The 17,016-nt window shown below is 65.4% G+C and carries 9 protein-coding genes and 1 pseudogene; 7 read left to right on the forward strand and 3 right to left on the reverse strand.

Features of this window, described 5'->3' with window-relative positions; genetic code table 11:
• Positions 1 to 26: 26 nt before the first annotated feature.
• From OG788_RS07695 to OG788_RS07705, 3 genes are read left to right on the forward strand one after another with little or no spacing between them, the layout of a single operon-like run.
• On the forward strand, positions 27 to 3,464 hold the full coding sequence (locus OG788_RS07695; protein WP_406369676.1) for an amino acid adenylation domain-containing protein: 3,438 nt from the start codon (positions 27 to 29) through the stop codon (positions 3,462 to 3,464).
• A complete protein-coding gene (locus OG788_RS07700; RefSeq protein ID WP_406369678.1) occupies positions 3,461 to 6,460 on the forward strand; it encodes a type I polyketide synthase in 3,000 nt (999 codons plus the stop codon). The genes OG788_RS07695 and OG788_RS07700 overlap by 4 nt, the downstream gene beginning before the upstream one ends.
• A complete protein-coding gene (locus tag OG788_RS07705; protein WP_406369679.1) occupies positions 6,457 to 8,868 on the forward strand; it encodes an amino acid adenylation domain-containing protein in 2,412 nt (803 codons plus the stop codon). Before OG788_RS07700 ends, OG788_RS07705 begins: the two co-directional genes overlap by 4 nt.
• A 365-nt stretch (positions 8,869 to 9,233) precedes the next feature.
• On the opposite strand, the pseudogene OG788_RS07710 reads toward OG788_RS07705, so the two are convergent.
• Together OG788_RS07710 and OG788_RS07715 are read right to left on the reverse strand one after the other, a co-directional pair.
• Positions 9,234 to 9,758 (reverse strand): annotated as a pseudogene (locus OG788_RS07710) (transposase); the annotation flags it as partial.
• Positions 9,759 to 10,654: 896 nt separating this feature from the next.
• Positions 10,655 to 11,308 (reverse strand): hypothetical protein, encoded by a 654-nt coding sequence (locus OG788_RS07715; protein ID WP_406369681.1) that lies wholly within the window; start codon positions 11,306 to 11,308, stop codon positions 10,655 to 10,657.
• Positions 11,309 to 11,726: 418 nt separating this feature from the next.
• Between OG788_RS07715 and OG788_RS07720 the strand changes: the two genes are divergently transcribed.
• The 4 genes from OG788_RS07720 to OG788_RS07735 all read left to right on the forward strand — a co-directional run bounded on the left by OG788_RS07720 (position 11,727) and on the right by OG788_RS07735 (position 16,249).
• Positions 11,727 to 13,133 (forward strand): hypothetical protein, encoded by a 1,407-nt coding sequence (locus OG788_RS07720; protein ID WP_406369682.1) that lies wholly within the window; start codon positions 11,727 to 11,729, stop codon positions 13,131 to 13,133.
• Between the two features lie 130 nt (positions 13,134 to 13,263).
• Positions 13,264 to 14,187 carry a hypothetical protein gene (locus OG788_RS07725; RefSeq protein ID WP_406369684.1) on the forward strand — a complete coding sequence of 308 codons (924 nt, stop codon included), beginning with the start codon at positions 13,264 to 13,266 and terminating at the stop codon, positions 14,185 to 14,187.
• 478 nt (positions 14,188 to 14,665) lie between these two features.
• Positions 14,666 to 14,986, forward strand: coding sequence for a hypothetical protein (locus OG788_RS07730; RefSeq protein WP_406369685.1), 321 nt, complete (start codon positions 14,666 to 14,668; stop codon positions 14,984 to 14,986).
• A 9-nt stretch (positions 14,987 to 14,995) separates the two neighbouring features.
• Positions 14,996 to 16,249: a helix-turn-helix domain-containing protein gene (locus OG788_RS07735; RefSeq protein WP_406369686.1), complete on the forward strand. Its 1,254-nt coding sequence runs from the start codon at positions 14,996 to 14,998 to the stop codon at positions 16,247 to 16,249.
• A gap of 195 nt (positions 16,250 to 16,444) precedes the next feature.
• Here the strand turns inward: OG788_RS07735 and OG788_RS07740 are convergent, their stop codons facing one another.
• Positions 16,445 to 16,978 carry a hypothetical protein gene (locus OG788_RS07740; protein WP_406369688.1) on the reverse strand — a complete coding sequence of 178 codons (534 nt, stop codon included), beginning with the start codon at positions 16,976 to 16,978 and terminating at the stop codon, positions 16,445 to 16,447.
• Positions 16,979 to 17,016 lie beyond the last annotated feature (38 nt).

The following is a 17,016-nucleotide window of genomic DNA, read 5'->3' on the forward strand; positions in this document are numbered from 1 at the left end:
GAGTTTATGCAGGATCGGAAGAATCGATGAGCACCTACGCGCAAGCCCCTGCGCTGACACCATTGTTGACTGCCGCGGCGCAGATTTTGGGGCGGGATCCCGATGACACACGATCCGCGGCACAGCACTGCTCATTCGTCGCCTTGGGCGGCACCTCGCTCAGTGCAGTCGATCTCGTTGCGCGGGCCGAACGGCTGGGCCTGGAGATTGAGTTGCCGGCTCTGCTGAGCAACGACTCACTGGCCCAGGTCTTGTCAGCGGCACGTCCGGTCCCAGACCAGGTCCGGAACCGGACACTGACACCACGTGCCGACCGAGCCGCCACCGTGGGCGAGAGTGCGATGCTGATGAGCGAGGACCTGGGTGCTGGCCATCCCTGGCGCCTGCTCTTCAGCGTTGATCTGTACGGCAAACTGGACGAAGACGCGCTGCTCAATGCCGTTCAGACGCTCACGGACCGGCACGAGGCGTTGCGCACCGTGTATTTCCGCGGACCTGAGGGGCTACGTGCCCGCGTCATCCCGCAATGGCGGGCACGACTGCATGTCAACGAATTGGAGCTTGCCGAGGGAGAAGCCGGTGTGGACACCGTCCACGCCATGCTCGGCGCGGCTTCACCCTCCCTGTTGGCGCCGTTCGAGTGTCCGCCTGCTGTCTTTTGCCTGACCAAGAGCGGCAGCGGACGCCGTGTGCTGAGTCTGCTGATTCACCATGTGGTGGCCGACGGCTGGAGCATTGGGCTGCTGTGGCGAGAACTGTTCTCGTACTACCAGGGCACCGGGCCCGATGCGGCGGCGCCCGCATTCTCGGAGTGGCCGGAGCCCGACCCGGGCACCGAACACATCGCGGTCCGCCGGACCGGCGAGCTGTCCGACACGCCGACCGTGCTCGAGCTGCCCAGTGACTTGGGTCGGCCTGATGTCTTCGACGGACGAGGAGCGCGTATCCCCGTTCACCTCGCCGCTGACATCCGTGACCGATGCAACGAGGTGGCGCAGGTATGTGGCGTCACTCGCAACGTTGTGTTGCTCGCGGCGTGGTCGCTGGCCATTGCGCGTCGGGCTGGTCATGCCCGACTGCTGGTCGGTCTGTCCTGGGTCGGCCGATCGACGTCGGCGCAGCAGTCCACGGTCGGACTGGGTACATCAATGCTCCCGGTGAAATGCGAGATTGACGGCACAGCGACCGTTCGCGCTTACATCGAGAACGTCGGCCGCGACGTCCGGGCCGCGATCGGCGCCCGGGACGTGCCGCCGAAGCGGCTCGCCACCGGGGTCGGCGTTCAAGCGGACGCCCGGCGCAACCCATTGGTCCAGGTGGGCTTCGCCGCACATGACGAGATGGTGCCCGAGCGGCTCGATGTCCCGGGTCTGGAAGTCCGGTTGCACGAGGGGCACTGCGGTGGCGCGACACTCGATGCCCTGCTCTACGTGCAGCGATGGGGCGAAGAGCCGCGCCTGTGCGTCGAGTATGCGTCGTCCGTCATTTCTCCTGGTGAAGCGGCACTACTGATCGCAGACTTCCTCACAGTGTTGCGACAGACGACCGAGAACCCGGAGCGTCGGATCCGGACCGTTACAGCGCAGCAAAGTGGCCTCCTGCCGCCTTCGGCGGTGACGTCCATGCCGGTTGCGGTGAGTGGAGCCGATGAGACCCCGCATACGGATACGGGCCTGTGGCAGCTGATCGAGCAGGTGGCGGAGCAGAACCCCGATGCGCCGGCGGTGACGCTACCTGGCCGCACGCCGCTTTCTTACGCTGCCCTTCTGCGTGCCGTGGAAGCCCAGTCCGCTGCGTTGTACGACGCCGGCGTCCGAACGGGCGACTGCGTCGTCATCGCTGTTCCTCGATCGGCCGAGGAAATCGTCGCGGTGCTGGCTGCAATCCGGCTTGGAGCCGCATACATCGGCATGGAGCCGGCGGCACCGGCAACGGTCATACAGCGCGTCGCCGAACTGGCCCGACCCGCTGCTGTGTTGGCTCGCCCTGAGCGTGCGGCCGAACTCTCCTCCTCAGGGCTCGTGACCACCTCCGTCGACCCCCTTGACCCGTGGTCGGCCTCGGACTCGACCGCTGCTACACCTTCATGCGCCGCACCCGACCCGGAACGGGTCGCTTACATCGCCTTCACCTCCGGTTCGACCGGCCTGCCGAAGGCAGTACGCATCCCCCACCGCGCCGTGCTCCGACTGATCCTTGACCCAGATGTGGTGCGACCGAAGGCACTCGGGCGATTCCTCAGGCTCGCCCCGCTCTCCTTCGACGCCTCAACGCTGGAACTCTTCTCTCCACTGGCCGCAGGTGGATCCATCGTGGTCTACCCGAACCAGCAGCCGACGACCGCGGCACTGGCTCGCTTCCTGCACGATCACGCGGTGACCGGGCTCTGGTTGACCGCCGGGCTGTTCCGCCTGGTGGCGGATCACGAACCGGAGGCCTTCAGCGCAGTCGATCATTTGCTGACCGGCGGAGACGTTGTGCCCGCAGCACAGGTGCGCCGCGTGTTGCAGCGCTGCCCCGGACTGCGAATCACCAATGGTTACGGACCAACGGAGAACACGACCTTCACCACAGTGCATCACCTGGACGATGCCGCCGCAGTCGGCGATGCGGTACCCATCGGCCGGCCGATCGCCAGAACGGACGTGCTCGTGGTGGACGAAGCCGGTCTGCCAGTTCCACAAGGCGTGATCGGCGAACTGTACGCGTCGGGAGACGGCCTGGCCCTCGACTATCTGAACGATCCCGCAGAAACCGAGCGCAGCTTCGTAGTGGGACAGGACCAACGTCGTTACTACCGCACTGGCGATCTTGTGCGCTGGGACGGGGAGGCCAACCTGCGGATTCTGGGCCGCCGGGATCGCCAGGTCAAAGTCCGGGGATTCCGCGTGGAACTGGAAGAAGTAGCCGCGGTTCTGCGGAAACTCCCTGATGTCTCGGACGCCGTTGCGGTGACCACAACCACTGACGGGGGCGAGACACGGATCGTGGCGGGAGTCATCGCCGGCCGAAATGCTGTCGACCCACTGCGGTTGCGGGCACTGGCGTCCGAACAGCTCCCAGACTACGCAGTGCCCTCCCTCTGGGCCGTCATCGAACGCCTTCCGGTCACATCGAACGGCAAGGTGGACGCGGCGATGTTGACTGATTGGGCACTCTCCACATCCCAGCACACCGCGTCTGCTCCCGACAGCGACGAAGCCGATACGTCCGACGAGATTGAGGAACTCGAAGCGATCGAGGACCGAGTCGCAGAGATCTGGGAAGAAGTCCTGGGGACAATCGATTTCGGCTACGACGATCGGTTCTTCGACGTAGGCGGGGACTCCCTGCAGATACCCCAGGTCCGCAAACACCTGATTGCCGCCTACCCGGGCCATGAGGTCAAGCTCGCCGACATGTTCAGGTACGCAACCGTCAGGCAACTGGCCGCCTTCATGCACGCAAAGGTGTGTGTCGCATGAGTGACGCGACCTTCATGGGTTCGGACGCCGATACCGCTGTCGCCGTCATAGGCCTCGCCGGACGGTTCCCTGGTTCCGACTCCGTCGACCAGATGTGGTCCAATCTTCTGGCCGGCGAGGAATCCCTCACCCGATTCAGCACCGAACAACTCATTGCCGCAGGGGTACCAGCGGACGAATACAAAGATCCCGACTACGTACCAGTGCGCGGAATTCTGAGCGATGTAGACCTCTTCGACGCCGCGTTCTTCGGGTACTCGGCACGAGAGGCGCAGCTGACAGATCCGCAACAGCGACTGCTCCTCGAATGCGCGTGGCATGCATTGGACGCTGCCGGATACGGCGGATTCGAAGGCCGGGGCGGCGTGTTCGCCGGAACGGGCATGAACAGCTATCTCCTGCATCACCTGCTGGCCGATCCGCATGGGCCGAAGGACACAGACCTCCTTCAACTCATGCTGGGTAACGAGAAGGACCACGCAGCTACCCGGATCGCATACAAGCTCGGCCTGCGCGGCCCTGCCGTGGCTGTCCAAACTGCCTGTTCCACCTCCCTGGTCGCGGTGCATCTCGCGAGGCAGAGCCTGCTGATGGGTGAATGTGACATCGCCCTCGCGGGCGGCGCCTCAGTCCAGTTCCCTCAGCACTCCGGATACGTATACTCCCGCAACGGGATCCTTTCACCCGACGGTCACTGCCGCCCCTTCGATCGTGATGCACGCGGCACGGTCGTGGGTCACGGAGCCGCCTTGGTGGTTCTCAAGCGGGCCAGGGACGCGTACGCCGATGGTGACACCGTGCATGCTCTGATCCGCGGATCAGCCATCAACAACGACGGCGGACGCAAGGCCGGATACACGGCTCCCAGCGCCGAAGGCCAAGCTGAGGTGATCGGCGCGGCACTGCGCTCCGCGGGAGTTGCCGCCGATACGATCGGCTACGTCGAAGCGCACGGCACGGGCACCGAGATCGGCGACGGCATCGAGATTTCCGGCCTGACAGAAGCCTATCGGCACTACACGGACAAGACCGGCTTCTGCACGATTGGCAGCCTCAAGGCGAACCTGGGGCACCTCGACGCGGCAGCCGGTGTGACCGGGCTGATCAAGGCAGTTCTCGCCGTTCGCGAAGGAACGATTCCGCCAGCGGTTAACTGCCCGGAACCGAACCCGGAAATCGACTGGTCATCCACACCGTTCTTCGTCAATACCGGGACTCGCACCTGGCTGGCCGAGGGCGGGCCGCGGCGGGCCGGCGTCAGCGCTTTCGGCATCGGCGGTACGAACGCTCATGTGATCGTGGAGCAGGCACCGGCACAGCCGGTGCCGCCTGCACAGCGCTCCAGGCCGTCCCTGATGGTGCTATCCGCCCGCGATCCGCAAGCTGCCAGGGCATCCGCGGACTTGCTCGCGCAGAGCCTGGACACAGCAGTCGCGGCAGATGTTCCGGACATCGCGTACACACTCCAAGTCGGCAGAGTCACCAACAACTGGCGCACCGCAGTGGTCGGCGGCGACCCTCACGCCCTGCGTGATCAGCTGCGATCGGCCTTGCCGCGCCGCGCATACCGCGCAGGCACACTCGGGTTCATGTTCCCCGGCCAAGGGGCACAACGACTCGGCATGGCATCAGGGCTCTACGATGAGTTGCCACGGTTCCGGGCGGTTGTCGACGAGTGCAGCGAGCACCTCGCCGGACAGCTCGGCATCGATCTGCGCACCCTGCTGCTGGACACGACCGGCGACACCGGCCTCGAAACGACCCTGCGCAGAACCCGGTTGGCCCAGCCAGCACTATTTGTCACCGAGTACGCGCTCGCCAGCCAGCTCCTCGACTGGGGCATGAGGCCCAGAGTGCTCATCGGCCATAGCCTCGGTGAGTACACCGCCGCCTGCGTGGCGCAAGCGCTCTCATTGCCGGATGCTCTGGATCTCGTCGCGGTGCGTGGCCGCCTCATGGACGGTGCCCCGCCCGGGGCCATGCTTGCTGTTCACGCTGCGGGGGACAAGGTCGAACCACTGCTTCCCGAAGGCGTTTCCATCGCGGCCTGCAACGCTCCCGAGGCGGTCGTGGTCTCGGGACCATGCGAGGCCGTGGAGCAATTCGCCGAGACAGCCGCTAAGCGCGGCATCTTCGTTCGGCCGTTGCGAGTCTCCCACGGGTTTCACAGCGTGCTGATGGACTCGGTACTCGACGAGTTCCGGGATCACGCGTCTGCCGTGCGCTACCGGCGTCCACGGCTGAGGGTGATGTCGAACCTCACCGGAGAACCGGTGAGAGCGTATTCGGCGGAGTACTGGACCAGGCATCTGCGCGAACCAGTGGGGTTTTCCGCCGGGCTGGCCCGAGTGCTTGACATGGCCGATCCCATGCTCGCGGAAGTCGGCCCCGGGCGGACCCTAACCAGCTTTGCCAGGTCACATGAGCGGGACGCAGCACTGCCGTGTCAGCCGATGATGCCAGGCACTGAGGGCACGGACCCTTATACAGCGCTCCTGGCAGCAGTCGGCGCGCTGTGGACCGCCGGCACTGAGGTCGACTGGACGGCCTTCAGCGGTGGGCAGGGACGCCGAATCGTCCTGCCGCCCTACCCGTTCCAACGTCGTCGGCATTGGGTGGAGCGGTCCGCACCTGCCCGAGCCGAGCCCTTGCCTGCGCCGAAAGAGGCCACCGAGCTTGTCGCTCAACAGCAGGAGCCCATGCGAGAGGGACCGGAACCGGCCACGGTTGAATCGAGGCTCCAGGCCATCTGGAAGCAGTTGCTCGGCGATCAGCCGATCTCGGATGACGCCGACTTCTTCGGCCTGGGCGGTGACTCCCTGCTCGCAGTACGTCTTCTGTCGCTGATCCGGCGCGAGTTCGCTGTGACCCTGAATCTCGACACAGTGCTCGAACACCCGGTCCTTGCTGCGCAGGTGGCACTTGTCCGGGAGCGTTCGACGGAATCCTTCACACCCGCCGACGGCCATGCCGGAGAGGACACAATCGCCCCATGAGTTCCGAAGGAAAGCCGCTGGCACGGATTGCGGCATTGCACGACAGTGCTGTGCAGCCCGTGGTGGTCGTGGACTTCAACGAGTTCACCGCCAAGACCACGCTGGCCGACGTAGCGTCCGCGATCACCGCCGAACGAGGCCTCTACAGAATCGACGCGGTAACCGCACCTGTCACGGGCACAGCCGGCATCGAAGAACTCGCGCAGGCGTGCGCTCAGGAGCTCAGGCGCCAGGGGGTGTATCCGGAGACCGTCATCGGATACTGCAGTGCCGCGACGTTGAGCATGCATCTTGCTGCGGAACTCACCGTCCCTGATTCTCCCGGGCCGCGAGTAATCCTGGTGGAGCCCAGTTGGTTGACACCGGATCTGGTCCGGGCCGATGCGGCAGGGATCCGGGCGAGCCTGGACGCGACTGCGCGGGAGGACTTCCGCGGCGAGCTGTCCATCGAGCCCGTCATGGACTGGTTGCGTCTGGCTCTGGTCAGCAGATTGCGCGCCGACGGGCTTCCCGAGGACGACATCGATCTGTGCCTTGGCATGCTCAGCGATCGCTATCGCGCCTGGTTCACCTTTCTCCTGCAGACGCTCAACACTCCGATCCCCCCCGGCATACGGCCGGACGCGGTCATCGTCGGCAACGACGCACTCCGATTCCCTCACCCGAATTGGGCGGATGAACGGATCCAGACAGAGCAGTTGCCGCTACCGACGGGCTCCCTGCTCGACGATCCGCAGACTGCCCGGCTTCTGAGCCAGCTCATCGCCCCAACGTCGCTCGCATCCAAGCCGTCGGAGTACGGTGAGCCGGCGTGGGAGGACGGAGCACGCATGGTGGAGCTGCTGAGGCGTGGGTTCGACCTGGCGGACAGCGCATCGGCAATCTCGGACGAATCTGAATCAATCACGTACCGCGAACTCCGACGGCGCGCTGACGACTTGGCGCAGCAGTTGCGCGACCGAGGGGTCGGATCTGATGTGACCGTCGCTGTCTGCGCGGAACGATCCGTAAGTCTTGCCGTCGCCATCGTTGCCATTCTGCTCGCTGACGGAGCATTCCTGCCCCTGGATCCGGCCTGGCCAGCCAGCAGAATCGAGCACGTAGTCAACGAGGCCGCACCGCTGGTGATCCTGGGCGACGACCGCTGCCGTCCGTTGCTGCCGCCAAGCCTCGGCCCTTCGGTATTGGGTTTGGACGGCGCTCCCGATTCATCGACTGAACCCGCGGCCGAACGCACTCCACCGCAGCACCGTGAAGTCGACGATCTGGACCTCGCCTACGTGATCTACACGTCGGGCTCTACCGGCCGGCCCAAGGGAGTCGGAGTACCTCACCGCGGCCTGGTCAATAGGCTGCGCTGGATGCAGGAGCAGTTTCCGATCGGCCCCGGCGACGCGATCTTGCAGAAAACCCCCTACACCTTCGACGTTTCCGTCTGGGAGTTTCTGTGGCCGCTGACCGCGGGTGCCCGATTGGTCATGGCCAGGCCAGACGGCCACCGGGACCCGGAATACCTGGCCGAGACGATCCGTCGCGAGGGCATCACGGTTGTCCACTTCGTTCCTACGATGCTCGAGGCCTTCCTGGCCGAGACGGCAACAGCTCCGTGCCCCTCACTGCGACACGTCATGGTCAGCGGCGAGGCGCTGAGCCATGGGCTCGCCAACCGGTTCATCGCTTCGCACAACGCTCGATTGCACAATCTCTACGGACCTACCGAAGCGTCGATCGACGTGACTTGGTGGGACTGCCGAGCGTCCGAACCCGGTCCCGGTGTTCCGATCGGTCGGCCGATCCGGGGAGTGCATCTGTCCGTTCGTGACGACGCTGGGAAACCGATTGCAGCTGGTGAACTGGGCGAGTTGTACCTCGGTGGGGTGTGCCTTGCTCGTGGTTACATCGGTCAGCCGGAACTAACTGCGGCAAGCTTCTTCGACGATCCCGACGCCTCGGGTGAGCGCTTCTACCGCACCGGCGACCTGGTCCGGTGGTCGGATGGCGGATTCCTAGAGTTCCATGGCCGCCGTGACCATCAGATCAAGCTTCGCGGGCTAAGAATCGAGCCAGGCGAGATTGAGGCTGTGGCCTGCGAGCACCCTTCGGCGGACTCGGCCGTCGCGATGGTTCGCTCGGACGTTGCCGGTAGTCCGAAACTCGTGCTCTATGTGACGCCCGTCCTCGACCAGGAGGAGACCGCCGCACTACGCAGCCATCTTGCCGCAATGCTGCCGGAGTTGCTGATCCCTGCTGCGATCATCTCTCTCACGACCTTCCCCGTCACTGCCAACGGGAAGTGCGACAGGGCAGCTCTGCCCGCTCCTGCCGACACCGGCCTCGGCCGCGGCAGTACTCGTCGGCGTCGCATAGGTGCAGTCCGCCCCGCGAGCCCGCACCAAGCTCAAGCCTGAGTGACCTTATTGAGGATCTTGGAATAGCTGCACACATTCAACCTCAATGGCTTCTGCTGCCATCAGGGGCGGAAACGATGCAGCGAGGCCGGACTACAACACTTCCGATCGCCACGGTCCAGTGACCGTGGCGATCGGGAGGAGCTACCTTCTTCCGGTTCAGCGGCCGCCTCGGCAGCGAGCCGACCACCCGATCCTGCTGCCAGCGCTGACCACAACGACGGAGTGCCCTCCCCGCAAGGTCTACGCGAGAAGCAACGTGGCTCGTGCCATCAAGGTCGGCGCCGCCCCCAAGGCGACGACCGCGCCGGGCATCAGCGGCCGCATTCCTGCTTTGCCGTCTGGAAGCACCCCTCCACCGCCTATCGGCTGCCGGCAATGCGGATCAGCTCGTCCAGCGTGGTCTGGGCCGCAATAGGAGCTCCCTTCGGGCCTGCTCACACTGCGGCGGGCGAGAACCCAGTGCGGGCGGTCCCAGCGGTGCCAGGGCCGGATCTCGACACGGGCCCAGTCATAGATTCTCCGACCGTGGGCGCCTGCGCCGTATGAACGGCATTTCCGCTTCTGCCGCAGCAGGCTGGGGAACAGGTCATTGACGGGGTGGTCAATGGCCCAACGGGTGACGACGGTGTCATGCCGCGTGGTTGCCATGATGTGGAAGACATCCGCCTGCTCCAGCTCGAACCGCCAGACCTTGCTGAACCCATATGCGGCGTCCGCGGTCACCCAACTGAAAGGATCTCTTCCGCGATGCCTTTGCGGACCATCGCCTTGACCATCGCCACCTTCGTCTCGAACCCGACGGCGTCGTCGATGCCTGCGCGACGGCAGCGTTCGCGGTCGTCCGTCCAGGACATGGGCAGATACAGCCGCCGCTCCTCGCGTCCCCGTGCACAGCGAGGACGTACACCTCGTACGCCCTGCACTTGATCCGCAGGGGCAAGGCGGGGGAGTTCAAGCCGGACACGGTCAAGCAGTACGGCGCTCTCCTTGGGACGGCATACGCCGTCGCCCTCGTCCGTAAAGTGCGCTGTGCCTGCCGCGACGTAGGTGCGGGCCACGAACGGCGTTCTGTCGACCCACGGCTCCCACGTGAAGAGCACCGCCCCGGCGATAGCAAGGAGCAGGCCCCCGGCAGCGATCAACGTGATGCGCCGCTTGCGCTGCACGATCACGTCGGCTCCAGAGGCCTTCACGAGGGATATAGGCGTGAGCTGTGGCATGGCCGAATCATGCACCCAATTGATCAACGAGCAGCCGAAGTTCTCGCAACCCGTGCAACGGGTCCAGGCGCTATTGCCGCCCAGGACACACAGGTCCGGGGCTTGCTGTGTCAGCGCTCGCGGGGCACGAGACTGTGCGAGTGAATGCCGAACTGGCAGGCGCGCAGGCCGGGGTGTCCGCAGATCGCCGCGCGCGGGACTGCTCCGTGGTTCGGTCGCCGCCGCTCCTGCTCCCCGAACCCCCGTGCCCCGCACGCACGCCGCGCGCTACTCCCCCGCATCTCCGCTCGAGCGAAACCCTGCCCCCACCTGCACTCGGTAGCCCTGACCACCAGCCCAGCCCTTCGATAAGCAGCCCACTCGGCATTTGCCCGGCCCTCCCTCGCGAACACTGGCTCCACGGAGATCAAACCGGTATGTGACTACTCGAGCCGTCAGCCGGCCTGTGACTTGAACCGCCATACGGCGTGCTCCAGCCCGCCGGGTTCGTGCCCGAGAAGAGCGGTGGCCCCTTCGTAGGCGGCGCGCAGCTCTTCGTATCGCAGACTCGCGACACCGACATCTCAGCTGCCGACGGTGCGGCCCGTCTGCGCCCACCGGCCGTCCGGCGTGACTCCGAAGCTGAGTCGCCACGGCTTGTGTCCCTCGGCTTCGCAGTCGACCCACAGCCTGATCGTCGCGTCCTGGTACTGCTGCCGCCAGCGCTCCTCACCATCAGCGCCTTCGTACCAAGTCGGCTTTACAGACGGGTCAAGAGCCAGCCTGGTGCGGTCGCCCGCCTCCAGTGGAAACGGTGGGACACTCCGCCCTAGTGGGTCGGCACCGTTGATCCCGGGCTGGAACCGGTAGGGGCCCCAGATGGTCCGTTCGATCTCGTCCGGTGTCGGACCGCCGGCAAGGCTGGGCACCTGGGAACGGTCGAAGTCGTCACGGATGGTGAGTCGTACGCTGAGCCGACCCAGCTGGGCCGGACCGTCAAAGCGGACGTAGAGCAGCAGTCCGTCCGACTGCTGCAGTTTCAAACGGAGTTGAGGAGTCAGCGCGTCGTACCAGCGGTCCCGTTCGATCCGAACAACGGAAGCCGCGGCATCGTTCGCCTCACGCGACGCCTTCCAAGCCCCGAAAGCAGCGAGTCCGCTGAACGCGGCCGAAAGAGCCGCGATGGAAGTGTCTGCAATGCCCATGCGGGACTGTAACCCAGGCAGAGCAGCAGCCATTACGTGCGGGTGGGCCTCGGGTCCCAACCTGCCCCGCGCCAGTGCGACGTGAGGGCTCGGCGGAAGCTCACTCCGTATCGGCCCTCGTCAGTCAGGCTTCCGATCCTGTCCAACAGCTCGAAGAGGGATGTTCCCGCCTCCGACCTCCTTGAGGTCGGCGCGGCAAGTCAGGCGCCGGGCAGGGTGCGCAGGAGTTGGCGGAGGGCACGGCGCAGGGCCATGCGTTTTCTCGTCGAGCTCTGCGCCGCCCACGGTCGGTGAGGATGCCAGTCCGAGGGGGGAGAGACCTCGGGGATGGGACGTGCCAGATGATCGGCGGGGCTTGAGTCGGTCGTCAACTCCACCGTCTCGCCTTCGTCCATGGACTGAGGCGGGCCGATGAGCCACGCTGCCAGGCCGCCTCTGCGACCATCGGTGGATGGTCGACAGTACTGATCGTTCAACGCTTCGCGCACTGGTCGGCGAGGTGGTCGCAGGGCTTGGCTTTCTGACGCACCGGGAACTGAATCCGGCCTTCGAACAACTGGGAATGCCCCCGGTACCGGAGGATGCCGGGAGTAAACGTGAGCGGATCCAACTGAGCCTGGGCAAGGTGCCCGACGCTGATCTTCCACAGGTCACGCGACGCATCCTGGAACAGAGTCGAGTTCAGGTGAGTCCGTCGATCCGGTATCAACTCGAGGACCTGCTGTGGGCAGGGTCGTCGCCCGAGATACCCAAGAAGATCCGCCGTGAACTGGCACGTGCCCTCGACCTGTCGGAGTTGGCCCAACATCACGACCGGTTCCTGCAGCTGCTTGACCGACTCTGGACAGCCGAAGACCCGGGCCTCTCCTTCGAGGCGCTTGAGGGCCTGCTCCTGAACGGCATGCGTCAGGTGACACTGCGGGACCGCATCGAGCGGCATGTCTTCCGTAACCCTGGAGACTGGTCGACCGAGGACCTCTTCGACACCCTCGGTGCGTTCGAGGCCGGGGACGCCAGGTTCGCCCGTTTCCTGGAGGGCCTGGTGTCAGCCGACGTCCTCCTGGACGAGCACCTCCAGGACAAGACTGTCAGCACGATCAACGACTGTCTCCGGGCCGCTGGAGTCGAGTTGAGGGCAGTCGGCAGTGACGGCGGTTACCCAGTATTCGCCGTGGTGTCCACGCGCCTGCAAGGCCACCGGCGGCCGAAGAACATCATCTTCGCCTCACTGACCAAGCCGGACATCCGCTTCCGGTCTTCGGTCGACAACGACATCGAGATCGTCGGAGAGAGTCCGGACGACACCCTCGTCTATGACCGTGAGATCCCCATAGAGGGCCTGCGATGGCGCGATCTCCACGCCTGGTGGCAGGACACCCACAAGATCAGTGCTGAGGCTGAAGCACGAAGCGATCTGCACCAGAGGCTCCTCCAAAGCCTGCCGGACAACTCGGAAGGCCAGAAGAACCTCTTCATCGCCTACCACCGAATTCTCGGGCCCACTCCTGAGGATCCAGCTCTCCTCCCCGAAGTGTGGCTGCACTGGGACCACCGCACTGTCAAGGAACGGGGCCCCGAAGCACTGCTGCGCTCCCGCATGGACTTCCTGTTGCTGCTGCCTCACGGCCAGCGCGTCGTCCTGGAGGTCGACGGATCCCAGCACTACACCCGCGACCGCGGCCGCACTCCCGATTCCAGCAAGTACGCAGACATGGTCGCCGCCGACCGAGATCTCAAACTCAGAGGGTATGAGGTGTTCCGCTTCGGCCACAGTGAACTCAAGCACCTCGACGCTGCGGAGGCCCTTCTGCAGCAGTTCCTCCCAGACATGTTCCGCCGCTTCAAGCCTGGAACCTGACGCAACCGGCTTGCCGAAGCCATTGGCCTCGACGTCGCCAGCGAAGGCCGGTGCGGGTGACTTGTTCCGCTGACCTACTCACCCGCTTTTCCCCTCCAGTATGCGAACCGGTGACTTTTACTGTGGGGGCATGCCTAAGCCACAGTTCAGTGCAGAGGACTACGTCAACCCCGAGGCCCCCGAAGACGAGCGACGCTTGCGGCCCGACCATCCTCGGGTGCGCGACCACTCCTACGACTGTGCGCGCAGCACGCAGGAGTTGGACCTGTGGAAGGGATCACTCGTCTCGACGGTGATGGAACCTTGGGACGCCTACGTCAGCCTGGAGGAGATCCCCGAGGATGCCGTACCAGGCCCGTCGCTCACCCTGTTCATCAAAGAGCGCAGCCGCGGGCCAGGCTACGTCGCGGACTTCGTCTACAAGGCAGCCGATCTGCCGGTCACGGTGCACGGAATCCTGGCCAACCAGGGTTCCGGACTCGGCCTGATCGAACTGGAACTGTGGCGCCCGGGTTGGGGGTACTGGGACGACTTCGGAGACTTCGTCGGGCCGCCAGAAAACAATGAAGACGCGCCGGACCAGGATGAGCGGCCGGCAGTGTTGGTGCCGGTCACCGGCGACGTGCTGCGTCGCATCCCTGTGGGCCAGATCCTCGCCCGAGCCCAAGCCGAACTGGCTGACCAGTCCTGGAGAGACGAGGGCGTCATCGTCCTCGGGCGATCCCGGGCGGCGGGACCAGACCTGGCGCCCCGAACCGTGCAAGCGCTGGAGAACGCACACCTCCTCGCCACACCGGCGCAGCGAGGGCGACCGCAGCTCGACGAAAGCCTCTTGCACAGGGTGGCCCACGCATATCTCCGCGAAGCCATCAACGGACCGGGGCTTACCCGGCGCCTGGCCAGGCTGTTCGACCGGCCAGAGCCCACCATCAAGGACTGGATCAAAGCAGCCCGGGAACGCGGCTACCTGTCCCCCGCAGTCCCTGGTCGCCGAGCTGCCGGCCCAGGTCCGCTCCTTCGCCACCCCGAGGAACACTCGCCGTCATCTCCCTGAGCGCTCTACGTCTCAGTCGCTCACGTCGCTGTCCTCCGCGCGGCGCGAGATGACCGTCTATGACCGTTGGCCCGCCCCATGCCACCACAGAGGTGGAATCGCATGCTGGCCTCACTCGTACGTACGGACGCGGCGTGCGACGCCTGCCGAACGGGCTCACTGTGGAGTGCAGTCGGCCCGACGCGATCCCTGTGGCCGGCTCCGGCCCGAACTACGTGTCCGCTGCCCCCGGCCACGTACATCGGGCAGGGCGCACCGGTCGATGCGCGAAGGGTGAGGACCCGGGACCGTGGCGGCGCTGAGTCCTCACCCACTACACCGAAGCGCACCTCGACCAGCGCCCTGCTGGCCTGATCAAGTCAGAGCCTGCGCGCTACGAGATCCTGATTTCGCGAGGTTCCGGTACGGGCCCCGCCGATGGGAGGGCAGGATCAGGGGAGGGCGCCCCGTCGGTTGGGGGCGCTGCAGGGGAGAGTGTGTGCCGAAGCAGGCGAAGAAGCGGGGGGTGCGGATCCCGTGGGGCACGGACAGCCGCGGGGACCGCTACGACCGGTCCGAGATCGATCGCCAGCCCGAGCCGCGGTATATGGCGCCCCTGAAGTGTGGCGGGTGCGGGGCCCGGGTGAGTGCCCGGCACGGCAACGCTGATGATCCGGACAGTCTCACCTCCCACTACTTCAGGATCGACCCGCACACGGCGGCCTGCCGGTATGACCGCGACCAGCGTGGCAAGCAGCTCGTCGACCAGGCGCCCGGCACCGTGGTGCGCAAGGCGGGCCAGTGGCCTCCTTGTCTCTAAAGTGAGTGAATGAGCTTCACTGCGCTTCACCGTGCACTCGGAGTCCCTCCAGGACCGTGGACCGAGGATCTTCTTGATGCCGCGGTAGCGGCAGGCGTGATGGAAACGAATGATCTGGACTGGAAGACCAACTTGCCCCCAGCCAAGGGGTTGTCGCAGACGGACTTCCCCAAGGACGTTGCGGCGATGGCCAACAGCGGCGGCGGCGTGATCATCTACGGCGTCTGCGAGTCTCAGAAGGCGGCCGCTGGGAGGATGGATGCCGGCGAGCTCACCGAGGTCTATGAGCGCTCGTTGCGAAGCGTCGCCATCACAGCCATCTCCCCGCCGGTGTTCGGACTGAACATCCATAGCCTTGGGACCACAGGAAACCGGGCTGTCGTGGTGGAGATCCCCGCAAGCGTCGACGGACCCCATCTGATCTACAGAGGCGACTACTTCGGCGCGCCCGTACGCAACGACGCCGACACGGTCTGGATGAAGGAGCGGCAGATCGAGGCGATGTATCGCGCCCGGTTCGAGGAGCGCCGCCATGCCACAGAGGCCCTGGACGCACTCTTCACCGACGTGTCCGCCGGCCGGGATATGCACAAGAGAGCCTGGCTCATGGGCGTCGCTCACCCGCGCGTTCCCCGCCTGTCAGAGCGACTGACACGCGAGGGCGCCCGAGCGGTGCTCAACCAGACGGAAAAACTCGCACTGAAGTACGCGAGCAGGCGAGGGATGCACCCACTGGAGAACGTGGACATGCTCAATCCACGTCCAGGCCTGCGCCGCTGGGTTTGCGTGAATACCGCAACGAGCGAACGGTCACGATGGAAGGAGGCGTGGCTCGCGATCCACCACGACGGCTCGGTCTCTCTGGCCGCAGCAGTCGGTGGTCATCCAACACCGGAAGCGGGTCCAGGACACTTCGACGGCCACCAGATCGAGTCCTACGCCATCGAGTGCGCGGTAGCCGACCTGATGGCACTGCTCCGGGCCACGGCGGAGGCAACCAGCAACGACGAGTACGACCTGCGCGTCGGGATCGAATGGACCGGCAGCGAACCCCTCGCCATCCTGACGAAAGACCAGATTGGCTTCACCTACACCGACACATCGACCCCTCTGCACAGATTCACGCCCGTCGCGACAACCGTGAACGCCGTAGAACCTGATCTCGACTACTTCTGGCACGTTCACGACTTGGCGCAGGACTGCGTGAATCAGGGCGGCGTCTCCTACGTGCATCTGATCTGCCCCCCAGAACGCGATCAGTGAGTCCCACTTCCTCGCCGCCAGATGACAGCCGCGCCCCTCCCTTCCCGCTGCTCAGGGCCTCAAGGCGCTTCACGACCAGCGACAGCGCCCTCCTCAGGCCCGGGGATGAGCACGCCGGTAGCACCAGGTGAACCGGGTTGTTCTGGGGCAGCAGAACAACGGATGGCCCATTCGGCCTGTCCGGGACAGCCAGCGTTAGGCGGAGGCCTCCCGCGGGCGTCCGACCCACGCTTGGTGGCAAGGCGCCACCTTCAAGCCCTCGCGCAGGCGGCCTCGGAGAACACCGACGCGGGTCCGCCCCTCCAGGACCTGAAGACCCCCGTCCGGCGGTGCCAGGAGACGCCGGTCGATCAGGAGCGGAGGACGCATCCAGGTGCCGTGATCTTCCCAGTGGCAGCCGATGCGTTCGGGACGAACGCTGACCCAGTACACCGGGTTTTCGGCAATGTGGTCGATGAGACCAGCCTCGGACGCTCCGGTGGGCATGTCGCGGAAGTCTGTACGCGAGATCATCTCTAGGCGCCACGTGATGCCCTCGAGATCGATGTGCCCATAGTCCTCCTCAAAGGGCAGGTGGCTGCCACCGTGCTCGTAGAGGAACTGCTCCAGGACACAGTCCGGCCAGCGAAGCGGTGCCAGCACAGGGTCGGCACGAAATTCCTGAAAGGCGAAGGCGGGTCCCCGCTCGATGCGGCGGGCGAACAGCGGACTGAGGTCGGCCAGCTTCATGTCTACCGGTGTACCGCACAATCTCCACCACGTTCCCT

Origin of the sequence: Streptomyces sp. NBC_00647 (genome assembly GCF_045207245.1) — a bacterium.
Lineage (GTDB): Bacteria > Actinomycetota > Actinomycetes > Streptomycetales > Streptomycetaceae > Streptomyces.